This is a genomic window from Citrobacter sp. wls613 (assembly GCF_005281195.1).
GTDB classification, from domain to species: domain Bacteria; phylum Pseudomonadota; class Gammaproteobacteria; order Enterobacterales; family Enterobacteriaceae; genus Citrobacter; species Citrobacter gillenii.
In genome coordinates this window covers 69,339-83,396 of record NZ_SZXN01000058.1, presented here as the reverse complement: position 1 = coordinate 83,396, position 14,058 = coordinate 69,339, and the positions used below count along the sequence as shown (strand labels likewise).

Here is a 14,058-nt window from a genome sequence, read left to right as displayed (position 1 = left end):
TAAAACACTATCAATAAGTTGGAGTCATTACCAAACTCTGAAGCAAAATCCTTCCTCTGATTTACCCTTTTCGCTTATAACTTAATTAATAATACAAAAGCGTATAATTATCACAGGTAATATAACTTGCGTTATTAACTGCGTGTTTTATTGTATCTCATTGTTTTTAATGTTAATTGTTGTGATTAATACTTCTGCTATTCATTTTAAATAAAATGAACCGTGATCATGATCTTTGTTTTCGGGTTTTTAGATGATTTTTGTTTGATATTCATCACGCTGTTGTTGTCCATTTTTTTTGAAACAAATAATTACGATCGTGATCACTAAAATAGTGGTGTTAAAAAAATAAAATGCAATTCCATAAAAAAGGAACATTATTTTAATTTGAGGGTAGCATATGTTTAAGAACACTCTGGTGCTTGCGTCTTTAATTGGTGCGTCATTTGCAGCGCAGGCTGTCACCGTTGACTTACGACATGAATATATTGATAGCGGGTCTAATGCTGATCGCGTGTCGGTGTCGCATCGTTTTGAAAATGGTTTAGGTTTTACCGTTGAAGCAAAATGGAAATCGGGCGGTGATAAAGCTGACCAGCCTTTTGCTGATGTAGTGGGTAACGGTCATGAAGACTCAATTAACTGGCGTTGGAAAGCAACCAGCAATATTGCGGTAACGCCAGGTCTGACACTTGAAAGTAATGACAGCCGCACCATCTACAAACCGAACCTGCACCTGCAGTACAGTTTTGAGAATGGTTTCTATGTAGCTACCCGCTATCGTTATGAATATACACGCTATCCTTCAAGCTCCAATAAAGAAGATGATAAGGTAAACCGTGGGGATGCGTGGGTTGGTTTTGTGCTGGGTGACTGGCGTACTGAGCTGAACTATGTTTACGCCAAAAGCACCGAAGGTGTCGCGCGTAATAATAATAAAACCTACTCCAATGAATATAATGCCAAGTTAGCCTATAAGTGGGATAAAAACTGGGCACCGTATGTTGAAGTCGGGAACGTGGGTGTGAAAACAACGGATGAGCGTCAAACTCGTTTCCGTATGGGCGTCGCCTATTCTTTCTAAATACCATCAATAGCTGGCAAAATACCCCGGAGATGTTGGCCGGGGTTTTCTGCTGCTTATTATTTATAGTCTTGAGCTTTTCTATTAATAAAAAAAGCCCTCCGCGAGGAGGGCAAGGCCAGTTACAGAAACATTAAATTAAAAACAGGGCACAATCATTTCGGGGACTACAGTTGAAACAGTTCCGGCTGCTCGGGCAGTTTGGCAATGTACAACGCCGGTTTGCCATCTTTGTCTGAGCTAAAAAGTACCGCGCGATCGTCTGGTGTAAACGACGGATGCGGGTGGGTGACCTGACGGCTGTTTGCCACGGTAGCCCAGGAAGTATCGTGGCGTGCGATGCGGAAACAGCTTTTCTTCGCTACATCAAATCCATACAGATAAGGGTCGTTATCGATGGTGTAACCGCCAGTATCCTTCACGTCTACCGGTGTACCTGAACCATCGCCGACCAGCAACGTGCCATCAAAATTGCTCATTAAATGCGAGCAGGCAGGCATTAACATTACGGCTTCATTAACGCCGGTATCAGGATTGTAGCTGGAGATGGTGCGTCCTTGCTGACCTTTCAGGTACGAGACATAGACCAGCGCCGAGCCGTTCGGGACCCAAAATTCATGGGTGCAACTTTCACCCTGCGCATGATCTTTAACTTTACGCACGTTACTGCCGTCTTCATTGACCAGCCACATTCGCGCATCGACCAGATCGTGCGGACCTTCATGGCAGAAAGCGACGGTGTTATCGTCGAACGGACGGTAAATCGGATGACCCAGCCAGTTTTTCTCTTCGTGAATCACCGCGCTGTCGCCGGTACGTAAATCGACGCGCAGCAGTCGGCAGTGCGGGCCTTTATGGAAGAAGTCATGGAACAGCTGCCAGCTGTTTAACGGTGTCCAGTCGCTTTTAGCAATTTCGATACCGACCAGTTTTGTACAGTCGCTGTTGGCAACCCAGGTACCGTAGCCCACCCAGTCATCAGACACGCGGTACACTTCGCGTTCTGCCAACGTCTTGAGATTCACTTCCAGCAGGGTGCGGTCGTTTTTGACATAGTAGAGGGCGCTGTCGTCCGGCGATAAAAAACCGCCGAAGGTATTATCACCTGCGCCTTCGGTCAACTGAACGGCTTCGGCTTTGGCAAGATCCAGTAAATAGTAGTTCCAGTGACCATCAAACTCACCGGCGAACAGCAGGTGACTGCCATCATTAAAGAAGCATTTCTGATAGAAATAGTTTCGATGACAGGTTACTTCCGGTGGGGTCAGTCGGGTGACTTCCACGCCTGTATCCGGATCGCGGCTGATTTCATAGTTCAGCTTGACCCGCATGCCTTTAGCCATAATGCACTCCTTTTACCGTACGCAGGATTTCAGCAATCTGCGTCAGCACCCAGATTTATGATGAATTTAAAAACCAAGTGATAATTTATCAAAACAGCGTTTCATCATGTGTGATTGATGACGCAATTTGTAACAAAAAGCATAAGAAAGCATTTCTGCGGCGAGAGGTTGTTGAATGCTTTATCTCTACCTCCATGGAGTTATCATTTCTTATTATTTTACATCTATCTGTTTTATATGGTTTTTAAATCCAGTTGTTTTTTGTTATCTGCCGATTTTCCGTCACTAGCGTGATCGCAACTACACTTTTGATAATAAGATGCAGAAAAAGTGAAACATTGTTTTAGTTGTAATTGAAAACGCGTTCCGAGAGAGATATCATTAACGCATTAGGAAAAACGGAACGATGTTTCGCTATCCGATAACGTATTCACGGTCAATTTATCACTGGAGGTAAATGTGGACGTAAGACAAAGTATCCACAGTGCGCATGCTAAAACCCTGGACACCCAGGCGCTGCGTAACGAATTTTTGGTAGAACAGGTATTTGTCGCAGACGAATACACCATGGTTTACAGCCACATCGACCGTATTATTGTCGGCGGGATTATGCCGGTGGCCAAAACTGTTTCCGTTGGTGGTGAAGTTGGCAAACAGCTGGGCGTAACGTATTTCCTCGAACGCCGTGAGCTGGGCGTGATCAACATCGGTGGTCCGGGCACGATTACCGTCGATGGTCAATGCTATGAAATCGGTCACCGCGATGCGCTGTATGTCGGTAAAGGTGCCAAAGAAGTGGTGTTTGCCAGCCTTGATGCGGCAACTCCGGCGAAGTTTTACTACAACTGTGCACCGGCACACACCGCGTACCCAACCAAAAAAGTCACGCCAGCAGACGTTGCGCCGGTGACGCTGGGTGATGATCTCACCAGTAACCGCCGTACCATCAACAAATACTTTGTGCCGGATGTTCTGGAAACATGCCAGTTGAGCATGGGGCTGACTGAACTGGCGCCGGGTAACCTGTGGAATACCATGCCGTGCCATACCCATGAACGCCGCATGGAAGTCTATTTCTACTTCAATATGGAAGAAGACACCTGTGTATTCCACATGATGGGGCAGCCTCAGGAAACGCGCCATATTGTGATGCACAACGAGCAGGCCGTTATTTCTCCAAGCTGGTCTATCCACTCTGGCGTGGGCACTAAAGCCTATACGTTTATTTGGGGTATGGTCGGCGAAAACCAGGTCTTTGATGACATGGATCACGTTGCAGTAAAAGATCTGCGCTAGTCGCGGGCGGCCACTCAGCCTGTCGGTGATGGGCACTATAAAAAATAAGGATTAACAATGATTTTGAATGCATTCTCTCTTGAAGGTAAAGTCGCCGTTGTGACAGGTTGTGACACCGGTCTGGGCCAGGGTATGGCGCTGGGTCTGGCGGAAGCGGGCTGCGATATCGTGGGTATCAACATTGTTGAGCCGACAGAAACTATCGAACGTGTTACTGCCCTGGGCCGTCGCTTTTTAAGCCTGACTGCCGACCTGCGTCAGATTGACGGTATTCCGGCACTGCTGGAGCGCGCGGTGGCAGAATTCGGCCATATCGATATTCTGGTGAACAATGCGGGTCTTATTCGTCGTGATGATGCGATCGATTTCAGCGAAAAAGACTGGGACGACGTCATGAACCTGAACATTAAGAGCGTATTCTTTATGTCCCAGGCGGCGGCGAAGCACTTCATCGCGCAGGGCAACGGCGGGAAAATTATTAACATCGCCTCTATGCTCTCCTTCCAGGGTGGCATCCGCGTGCCGTCTTACACCGCATCAAAAAGCGGCGTGATGGGCGTAACCCGCCTGATGGCGAACGAGTGGGCAAAACACAACATCAACGTCAATGCGATTGCACCGGGCTACATGGCGACCAACAACACGCAACAGCTGCGTGCTGATGAGCAGCGTAGCGCAGAAATCCTCGATCGTATCCCGGCAGGCCGTTGGGGTCTGCCTGACGATCTGAAGGGGCCAATCGTATTCCTGGCCTCCAGCGCATCTGACTACATCAATGGTTATACCGTTGCAGTAGACGGCGGCTGGCTGGCGCGTTAATTCCCTCTCCAGTATTAAAAAACCTGCCAACGGCAGGTTTTTTTGGTTTTAAGTTATTTTAATCCATATTATGGTTATAAATTAATCCATAAATAATTTCATATGTATGAAACGGTAATATTTAATACTCTTTAATATCAGTGTATTAAATTTTATTGAGTAATTATCTATAAATTTTAAAATTGTAATGTCCATCACATAACGGTATGGGCTAGCTATTTTATCCATAACTATGCCGTTTCCAGCCTGACGCCCCTGGCAAGGGATCCCTTATTTTCAGTTTTATGTCTTACTCTGTTTCTGGCAGGAAAAAATGGTCTCAATTAATCATGATGCTGCTTTAGCACCGCGCGCAATGCGCGACACGCGACGTATGAATCTGTTTGTCTCAGTTTCCGCTGCTGTCGCAGGATTATTATTTGGTCTGGATATTGGGGTGATCGCGGGTTCGCTGCCGTTTATCACTGAACACTTTGCGCTAAGCAGTCGTTTGCAGGAGTGGGTAGTCAGCAGCATGATGCTGGGTGCGGCAATTGGCGCACTGTTCAACGGCTGGCTCTCTTTCCGCCTCGGGCGAAAATACAGCCTGATGGTCGGGGCAATCCTCTTTGTTCTCGGATCGTTGGGATCGGCATTCGCGACAAGCGTTGAGCTTCTGATCGCCGCCCGGGTAGTACTGGGTGTAGCCGTCGGGATTGCTTCCTATACCGCGCCGCTTTATCTCTCAGAAATGGCCAGTGAAAACGTGCGCGGAAAAATGATCAGCATGTACCAGCTGATGGTCACGCTGGGCATTGTGCTGGCCTTTTTATCCGATACGGCGTTCAGCTACACCGGCAACTGGCGGGCCATGCTCGGCGTGCTGGCCCTGCCTGCGGTGGTGCTGATTGTTCTGGTGGTGTTTTTACCGAACAGCCCGCGCTGGCTGGCGCAAAAAGGGCGTCATATTGAAGCCGAAGAAGTGCTGCGTATGCTGCGAGATACCTCGGAAAAAGCCCGCGATGAACTGAATGACATCCGCGAAAGCCTGAAGCTAAAGCAGGGCGGATGGGCGCTGTTTAAGATCAACAGTAACGTGCGTCGTGCGGTTTTCCTCGGTATGTTGCTGCAGGCGATGCAGCAGTTCACCGGGATGAACATCATCATGTACTACGCGCCGCGGATTTTTAAGATGGCGGGCTTTACCACCACAGAACAGCAGATGATTGCCACCCTGGTGGTTGGCTTAACCTTTATGTTTGCTACGTTTATCGCCGTCTTTACCGTCGATAAAGCCGGGCGTAAACCGGCGCTGAAAATTGGTTTTACCGTGATGGCGCTGGGAACATTAGTGCTGGGCTACTGCCTGATGCAGTTTGATAACGGCACGGCATCCCGCGGGTTATCGTGGCTGTCCGTCGGCATGACCATGATGTGTATCGCCGGCTATGCGATGAGCGCCGCACCGGTGGTGTGGATCCTGTGCTCGGAAATTCAGCCGCTGAAATGCCGTGACTTTGGTATCACTTGTTCCACCACCACCAACTGGGTGTCGAATATGATCATCGGGGCAACGTTCCTGACGCTGCTCGACAGTATTGGCGCGGCCGGTACATTCTGGCTTTATACCGCGCTAAATGTCGTATTCATCGGTATTACGTTCTGGCTTATTCCTGAAACCAAAAATGTCACCCTGGAACATATCGAACGCAAACTGATGGCGGGAGAGAAGTTGCGGAACATCGGCGTGTAATGTTAATGCCCGGTGGCGGATTTCGCTTACCGGGCCGACAGGTTCGCATTGGCCGGGTAGGGCGAAGCCGCCACCCGGCTTTTTATTTAGCGCATCGCGCGTTTCAGGATACGTTCAGCCTGACGCTGGAAGTCTGCGGCAGCTTCTTCCACGGTTTTCTGACCGTAGTCGATGTACTGCAGTGACGTACCGAACTGCGCCACGATCTGCGGGTCATCAAAGTATGGCGACACGGTGAGTTTGGTTGGCAGCGACTGCGCCAGACGTAACCCAGCGACGGACGGATCGTTTTCTTTGATGGTGCCGTTTTGCGTCAGGATTTCAACGGCTGCTTTACTCAGCGGCACGCCGCGCTCCAGACCCAGCGTTTCGACACCTTCTTTGCTGTTCAGCAGGAAGTTAATCACTTTCGCGGCGGCTTCCGGATTTTTCGTGGATTTGCCAATAGACAGCATCTGCGCAGGTTTAAAGAACAGCCCTGCGTCCGTGGCACCTTCCATCATCGGGTAGCTACCCAGATCCAGCTTCGCCGGTGGCTTCAGGTTATCTGAATACTTGTTAATGGTGGAGTTCCACATGTAGGTGCCACCCCATTCGCCCTGGATCCACGGCTTCATTTCATACATGTTGCTCTTACCAAACGACGCATAGTATTTGGTGTCTGGCATTACGTGGCTATCAACCAGCTTTTTATAGGTCTGGAAGAACTCAACCCACTGCTCTTTGGAGTAAGAGAATTTCTTGGTCTTTTCATCTACGGCTGGAATGTTGTACTTCTGGATCATGTATGAGTTCAGCAGCGCCAGCGTGTCCTGATGCTCCAGTACCACCGGGTAGTACTGTTTGCCGAGCTTGCTTTCGAACGTCTTGCCCGCAGCCATCAACTCATCCCAGGTTTTCGGGTATTCAACGCCCGCTTTTTTCCAGGTTTCATCGTTAAAGTAGAACACGCGCGCGGTGACGGAAATGGGGATCCCGTTCAGCTTGCCGTTAACGGTGGTGGACTGCAGTTCTTTTGGATCGAACTGGCTTAAGTCGATCACGTCCTTCATTTTGTTCAAGTCGTAAAAACCGTCGCCATTTTTCGAGAAAATCGGCAGCCAGTTCCAGTTGGTTTGCATCACATCCGGCTCGGTACCGCCCGCAATCTGCGTGGTCAGGCGGGATAAGTGACCATCCCAGCCGGTATATTCGGCTTTGACGGTGATATCCGGGTTCAGCTTGTGAAACTCTTCTAACGCTTTCAGCGTGACCTGGTGGCGGCCATTGCCCCCCCACCAGGACATACGTAAATCAACATCCTTTGCCATAGAAGGCAGCGCGGTCAGGCCCAGAGTGGCGGAGATAGCGGCGCTTAAAAGCACTTTTTTCATTTTTATAACTCCATTAGAGAGAGATGTTCTTTTCAGTTTTTGCGTCAAAGAGATGACATTTATTTATATCGAACTTGAAATGCACCTTGCGGTTAAGACCTTTATCAATCATTGGCTTAGCTTTATCTGAAGGGATGCGAGCAGTCAGTTCGTAATCTGCCACTTTCAGGTAAACAAAGAATTCATGGCCCATGTTTTCCACGCGTACCATTTCGCCACTACAGTTGCCTTCGGCAAAAGGCTCTTCGGCGACGTCGACGAATTCCGGACGGATGCCGTAGAAGACATCCTGACCGACATAAGAAGAGACTTTCTCCTGCTTTTCGTCGTTCAATGGCATGGTTTCATTGCCGATGGCAATGTGCAGACGTCCCTCTTGTTCCACCAACTTGCAGGGGCGAATGTTCATCTCCGGTGCGCCGATAAAGCCAGCCACGAACATATTTTTCGGCTTGTGGTACAGGTTATCCGGGGTATCAACCTGCATGATGTGACCCAGTTTCATCACGCAGATGCGGTCACCCATGGTCATCGCTTCGGTCTGATCGTGGGTCACGTACACGGTGGTGGCCGGCTTGCCGGATTTCTTCAACTGCTTGTGCAGGTCGGAAATACGGATACGCATTGAGGCACGCAGTTTGGCATCAAGGTTGGACAGCGGTTCGTCGAACAGGAACACGTCCGGTTTCTTCACAATCGCACGGCCAACGGCCACACGCTGTGCCTGACCACCGGAGAGCTGGCGAGGCAGGCGCTCCAGCAGTTCTTCCAGTTCGAGGATCTTCGCTGCTTCGTTTACCTGGGCATCAATCTGTGCCTTCGGCATTTTGCTTAGCTTCAGGCCGAACGCCAGGTTCTCACGCACCGTCATGTGCGGGTACAGCGCATAGTTCTGGAATACCATCGCAATCCCGCGCTCCTTCGGTGCCAGATTGTTCACAATCTTCTCGCCGATACGCACTTCGCCGCCGCTGATGGTTTCCAGACCTGCCAGCATACGCAGGGTGGTGGACTTGGCGCAGCCGGATGGCCCGACAATCACCATGAATTCCCCTTCTGCAATTTTCAGGTCGATACCATGTACCGCTTTGAAGCCGTTGGAGTACACTTTTTCCAGTTTATTAAAAATCACTTCAGCCATGATATTTCCCTCTTAACCTTTAATTCCGCTGCTGGTAACGCCCTGTACGAAGTAGCGTTGTGCCAGGAAGAACACAATGATGGATGGCAGAATGGAGATACTCGCCATTGCCAGAATTTCGTTCCACGGCGCACCTTCGGTAACGTCGATGGACATTTTCAGCGCCAGTGCAATCGGGTATTTATCCACGCTGTAGACATAAATCAGCGGCCCGATAAAGTCGTTCATTGACCACATGAACTGGAACAGAGCGACAGAGATGATGGCCGGTTTCAGAATCGGCACCACCACGTACCACAGCACCTGGAAGGAGTTACAGCCGTCAATCTGCGCCGCTTCTTCCATGTCACGCGGTACGCCGCGCAGGAACTGAATCAGCATGAAGACAAAGAACCCTTGCGTGGCGAAGGCCAGCGGCAGGTACAGCGGCATATAGCTGTTCAGCATGCCCATTTCACGGAACATCAGGTACTGCGGGATCAGCAAGACGGTGCTTGGCAGCAGCATGGTGGTGATGAGCGTGGCGAACCAGAATTTCTTCCATGGGATCTCGAAGCGGGCAAAGCCGTATGCCACGATGGTGGAAGAGATAATGGTCAGGATGACTTTCGGAATCACATACTTAAAGGTGTTCAGCATGTAATGGCCGAAGGTGTATTCGGTACCGGTTTTCCAGCCGTTGACGAAGCCATCCCAGGTGGCGTTTGCAGGCCACAGGCTCAGGGTGGTGAAGATCTCGTGGTTCGGTTTGAACGAGGCCGAGAACATCCACACCAGCGGGTACAGCATCAGCAGCCCTACCAACAGCAGGATCACGTAGCGGATGGCCGCGTTAATTTTTTCCCGACGCAGGGTGCGGGCAACTTCACGCTCAGCGATGCTCTGAGCTTCAGAGATTTGTTGGATATCAGCCATTTTTGCCTCCCTTATCGGCGGAATAGAACACCCAGTATTTCGAAGACTTGAAGGCAATGGCCGCAAAGACCGCAACAACCAGGAACAATACCCAGGCCAGCGCCGCGCCGTAGCCCATGTCAAAGTACTTGAAGGCCGTGTCGTAGATGTACAGGGAGAACAGGTAGGTGGAGTAGGTTGGTCCGCCGCCGGTTATCACGTACGGGCCAGTAAACTCCTGGAATGCCTGTGTGGTCTGCATGATGAAGTTGAAGAAGATAACCGGCGTAATCAACGGCACGGTGACTTTCATAAACATCTGCCATTTGGATGCGCCATCGATCATTGCCGCTTCGTACTGAGACTGCGGTACGTTTTGCAACGCCGCGAGGAAGATAACCATCGCGGAGCCAAACTGCCAGACGCGCAGCAGGGTCACGGACATCAGTGCCAGCGAGGGTTCACCCAGCCAGTTAACCGGGTCAAAGCCTAATACACCGATAAAGCTGTTCAGCAGACCGTCGATGGCAAACAGCGCACGCCACAGCACGGCGATAGCCACGGAGCTACCGAGGATGGACGGAATATAGTAAGCCGTACGGAAGAAGCCGATACCGCGTAATTTAAAGTTAAGAACAAACGCAATCCCTAATGCAAATGCCAGTTTTAATGGGATTGTCAAAAATACGTAGGCGAACGTCACGCCCATGGATTTCCAGAAGAGAGCATCTTCTGTCAGCATGTAGCGATAGTTCTCGATGCCGTTAAACACCGGCGGACTCATCAAGTCATACTCAGTAAAACTGAGGAAGAAAGATGAAACGAATGGGAAGGCGGTAAAGATTATCAACCCTATGATATAGGGTGATATCCACGCCAATCCCAGCATTCTGTTTTCATTCATACATACCTACCTGGCGAGTAATGGTTTAATACGGATTCGGTTGTAACGAACCGGACATACTCTCTGGATGCCCGGTGTGTCGGCGTTCTGTGTCTGTTTGCGATACCAATACTCCCTGTTAATGATTGATATACAATGCTTTTAATGTTGTCATTAACCGGTTGTCATCCTAACGATCAACATGAATGAACCGCCGTTCTTGATTTGTAAAACATCGTTTTAATTTATTTTATTGCGATTTGTTTCTACGTCATTCACATAATGATGGAAATGTGATCAAAGTCGAAACGGCGTTTCAAATAGGTGAGGTGCGCGTCATATTTTAAAAATTCCTGCCGGATTTCTATGGGTTATGACGACATGTATGGCAGCTTTTTGGGCGGGTTAAAGTAATGAAAGTTATATTATTAACATGCTAACAATGCTATTGCGGGCATAAAAAAGCCTTCCACTAAGGAAGGCTTGAAATAAAAGGGGACATTATTTTTTCAGGAAGTCTTCACGTACCGGTGTGAAGGTATCCAGTAATGTTCCCGGCTTTAAACACACGCAGCCGTGCATAATATTGGGCTGTTTATATAACGTGTCACCGGCGCGCACGACATGCTTTTCTTCGCCAATGGTAAATTCAAATTCACCTGACAGCACGTAGGTTAGCTGCTCGTGCGGGTGGCAGTGCATTGGGCCAACTGCGCCTTGTTCAAAGTTGACTTCAACGGCCATCATTTTGCCATCGTGAGCCAGAATGCGGCGGCTCACGCCATTGCCCAAATCTTCAAGGGTGGTTTCTTTATGAAAAATAAACATCCGGCAGTCCTGTAGTATGTTGAAACAATGTTTCATTAAATTTATATCAGAAACCCTCAAAAAGAAAACGATAGCGGCAGATGTGGAAAGTTGATCACATCTTTGGTTCACTGGAGAGATAACAACGTACAGGGGAAAAATGATGAAAACGATTGGTCTGTTGGGTGGGATGAGCTGGGAATCGACTATTCCGTACTATCGCCTGATAAATGAGGGCGTAAAGCAGCGCCTTGGCGGGCTGCATTCGGCGCAGATTTTGCTCCATAGCGTCGATTTTCATGAGATTGAAGCCTGCCAGTCGCGCGGGGACTGGCAGCAGGCGGGAGAAATTCTGGCGCGTGCGGCGGTCGGGTTACAGCAGGCGGGTGCTGAAGGCATCGTGCTGTGTACTAACACCATGCACAAGGTCGCCGAAGCGATTGAAACGGCGTGTGACGTACCGTTCCTGCATATTGCCGATGCGACGGGGCGTGCCATCAGTCAACTGAATATGAACAACGTGGCGCTGCTGGGTACGCGCTATACCATGGAGCAGGATTTTTACCGTGGACGCCTACAGGATGAATTTGGTATTAGCACCTTGATTCCCGAACAAGACGTACGCCTGAAAATTAACCGGATAATTTTTGAAGAGCTATGCCTTGGCGAGTTCAGCGATGCGTCGCGCGACTATTACCTGAGTGTGATAGGCGACCTGGCGAGCCAGGGAGCGCAAGGGGTGATTTTTGGCTGTACCGAGATTGGTCTGCTGGTGCCAGCAGAATTAAGCCCACTACCGGTGTTTGATACGGCGGCGATTCATGCGGCTGATGCGGTGGAGTTTATGCTGTCTTGATGCTGGGGTGCCGGATGGCGCTTGCGCTTATCCGGCCTACATTATGGGGCAGGCCGGATAAGCGCGTTGTTAGATGCTGTTCAGGCTGGGGCTAAATTCCACGGTCAGTACGCCTTTATAGTATCCGGCGGCTTTGTCGGTGACGCGGAATTTATCCACAATCAGCCGCAGCGGTGCAGGGGAGCAAAGGACAGGATAGGTAATCGACGGTAGTCGTACCGGACGTACTTGATCCTGACCGTTTTCTCCGGCTTGTAGAGTGAAGGAATCGTTGTTTTTAACCGTTCTCCAGCCTTTGCTGTGAGGATCGAACATTTCCACGCGGTAATCGACTCGTTCGGCTTCATCTGTTCCGCCCGTGGCGGTGTTATAGATGGAGAAATAGCCGTCTTTGCGAGCCGCCGCCGTTTTGCCTTCATCTCTAAATGACAGCTCCATGCTGTCACTGTTGGAGTTGAAGCCGTCGTACAGGCACATATCCAGATTGGTAACATCTTCGACATAGCTGTTGCTGGTGACCGAACCGGTTGGGTGCAGATCAAGCTGTACCAGCGGATTCGCGCCGTTAAATTCCGGGAAGTAGATATCCTGTTTGCCGGTGGCTTTGCCTTTGAGGGTGATGTCGGCTAAATAAGTGATTGAACTCGCGCCCGCTTCCCATTTTATTTTAACTTGGCCTTCCCATACCCCCCCAACGGGGAGGTTGTTCATTTCGGTTTGCGGTATCCAGACTGTTAGCGTTTTTGTGTTTGTTATGAAGCTATAGTCGTCACCATAGCAGTTTACTGCGGGATAACGGTTGAGTGCGCGTTTTCCGCCGCAATATGTTCCTTGACCATTTGAATCAATATACAGTGGCTCTGTATAAGCTTGCAGTTTTAGTGGATGAGTCATACGACTTCGCTTCTCGGTCAGTATTATCGTGATGGTTGAACCATTACTCTGATGTGTACAGGTTTGCTGTATATTCGAATATCCGCAGGTGTAAGTTGAGTACTGTGGGTCATAACCTATCGCACCTCCGTAATCGCGGTTCCATAAGTATGTATCGGCAGGTGCGCCGGAAGGGATCTCATAATCTTGGGTGCTAGTGACGTTGGGGGTGGGGCCGTTATAGCTTTCGGCTTGCGAATAGCCACTCACCATTAATCCACATACCATTAAAAAGGTGATTAATTTCATTGCACACTCTCCCTTTGTGCGGTTTCTAGCGCTTGTCTGCGCTGTGATTGCTTAAGCTGTGCCTGTACCTGAATTGGCGAAGGCAACTGATCGTAGGTCACCACAGAGCATTGAATATCTCCGGCAAAGCGAATGCTGGCGCGTTTCTTCAGTACCTTCAGTGGGCATTTCAGGAATGACTGACCAGCCAATACGTACAGATCGCGTGAAGAGCTCTGCATTTCCAGCGTGAACCCACCGTCATCTGCCATCAGCAACATCGCACTGTTTACCCCAATGACTGGATATTTTTTCAGCGCTTCCGGCAGCAGCAGTCGGCCAATATAGTTGTAGTTAAAGGTAGCGGACACCTCGCGATAGCGCAGTTTACCTGGCAGCAACATCAGGCTCTGTTTACCTGAACCGGTAATCAGGTTGGTGGTACCGGTCTGGTTTTTACGTGCGCTGTCGTTGATGTCGACGTAACCCATTTCATAACCGGTGTAAGGGAACAGGACCGATTCATCGCCTGTCAGGCTGGCTTTACTGCCATTTGTGGTGGCATCCACGGACAAATCATCGGCATCGGCGTCGTCCATTTTTTTCACCGCGATTAGCACGGCTGCCGATGGGTCACCGTTACCCGCGCGGCCAACCTGCACTCCGTGG

12 protein-coding genes and 1 pseudogene are annotated in these 14,058 nt (G+C 49.6%); 5 read left to right on the top strand and 8 right to left on the bottom strand.

From position 1 onward, the window contains the following. Window positions 1-400 precede the first annotated feature (400 nt). Window positions 401-1,084, top strand: coding sequence for an oligogalacturonate-specific porin KdgM family protein (locus FDX01_RS13465; protein WP_096755828.1), 684 nt, complete (start codon window positions 401-403; stop codon window positions 1,082-1,084). Window positions 1,085-1,251: 167 nt separating this feature from the next. Here FDX01_RS13465 and FDX01_RS13460 read toward each other — a convergent pair whose 3' ends face one another. After that, the gene (locus FDX01_RS13460; protein WP_096755829.1) at window positions 1,252-2,427 is read right to left on the bottom strand and encodes an oligogalacturonate lyase family protein; all 1,176 of its coding nucleotides are present in this window, start codon (window positions 2,425-2,427) and stop codon (window positions 1,252-1,254) included. 459 nt (window positions 2,428-2,886) lie between these two features. On the opposite strand from FDX01_RS13460, the gene kduI reads away from it, so the two are divergent. The 3 genes from kduI to FDX01_RS13445 all read left to right on the top strand — a co-directional run bounded on the left by kduI (window position 2,887) and on the right by FDX01_RS13445 (window position 6,274). Beyond that, window positions 2,887-3,723 carry a 5-dehydro-4-deoxy-D-glucuronate isomerase gene (gene kduI, locus FDX01_RS13455; RefSeq protein ID WP_096755830.1) on the top strand — a complete coding sequence of 279 codons (837 nt, stop codon included), beginning with the start codon at window positions 2,887-2,889 and terminating at the stop codon, window positions 3,721-3,723. A gap of 57 nt (window positions 3,724-3,780) precedes the next feature. Beyond that, complete coding sequence (gene kduD, locus FDX01_RS13450; RefSeq protein WP_096755831.1) at window positions 3,781-4,542, top strand: 2-dehydro-3-deoxy-D-gluconate 5-dehydrogenase KduD; 762 nt, start codon at window positions 3,781-3,783, stop codon at window positions 4,540-4,542. Window positions 4,543-4,855: 313 nt separating this feature from the next. After that, window positions 4,856-6,274, top strand: a complete 1,419-nt coding sequence (locus tag FDX01_RS13445) for a sugar porter family MFS transporter (protein WP_115257557.1) — start codon at window positions 4,856-4,858, stop codon at window positions 6,272-6,274. Between the two features lie 86 nt (window positions 6,275-6,360). Here FDX01_RS13445 and FDX01_RS13440 read toward each other — a convergent pair whose 3' ends face one another. The 5 genes from FDX01_RS13440 to FDX01_RS13420 form a co-directional block, all read right to left on the bottom strand. After that, the gene (locus FDX01_RS13440; RefSeq protein ID WP_096755833.1) at window positions 6,361-7,647 is read right to left on the bottom strand and encodes an ABC transporter substrate-binding protein; all 1,287 of its coding nucleotides are present in this window, start codon (window positions 7,645-7,647) and stop codon (window positions 6,361-6,363) included. Between the two features lie 13 nt (window positions 7,648-7,660). Continuing rightward, a complete protein-coding gene (locus FDX01_RS13435) occupies window positions 7,661-8,788 on the bottom strand; it encodes an ABC transporter ATP-binding protein (RefSeq protein ID WP_096755834.1) in 1,128 nt (375 codons plus the stop codon). A gap of 12 nt (window positions 8,789-8,800) precedes the next feature. Then, on the bottom strand, window positions 8,801-9,703 hold the full coding sequence (locus FDX01_RS13430; protein WP_096755835.1) for a carbohydrate ABC transporter permease: 903 nt from the start codon (window positions 9,701-9,703) through the stop codon (window positions 8,801-8,803). Beyond that, window positions 9,696-10,586, bottom strand: a complete 891-nt coding sequence (locus FDX01_RS13425; protein WP_096755836.1) for a sugar ABC transporter permease — start codon at window positions 10,584-10,586, stop codon at window positions 9,696-9,698. Before FDX01_RS13425 ends, FDX01_RS13430 begins: the two co-directional genes overlap by 8 nt. A gap of 480 nt (window positions 10,587-11,066) precedes the next feature. Then, on the bottom strand, window positions 11,067-11,393 hold the full coding sequence (locus FDX01_RS13420) for a cupin domain-containing protein (protein WP_096755837.1): 327 nt from the start codon (window positions 11,391-11,393) through the stop codon (window positions 11,067-11,069). A 142-nt stretch (window positions 11,394-11,535) separates the two neighbouring features. Here FDX01_RS13420 and FDX01_RS13415 point away from each other — a divergent pair, with 142 nt between their 5' ends. Further along, window positions 11,536-12,228, top strand: a complete 693-nt coding sequence (locus FDX01_RS13415; protein WP_137399921.1) for an aspartate/glutamate racemase — start codon at window positions 11,536-11,538, stop codon at window positions 12,226-12,228. Window positions 12,229-12,297: 69 nt separating this feature from the next. Here the strand turns inward: FDX01_RS13415 and FDX01_RS13410 are convergent, their stop codons facing one another. Beyond that, complete coding sequence (locus FDX01_RS13410; protein WP_137399920.1) at window positions 12,298-13,410, bottom strand: CfaE/CblD family pilus tip adhesin; 1,113 nt, start codon at window positions 13,408-13,410, stop codon at window positions 12,298-12,300. Then, a pseudogene (locus tag FDX01_RS23810) lies at window positions 13,407-14,058 on the bottom strand (CS1-pili formation C-terminal domain-containing protein); the annotation flags it as partial. The pseudogene FDX01_RS23810 and the gene FDX01_RS13410, both read right to left, overlap by 4 nt.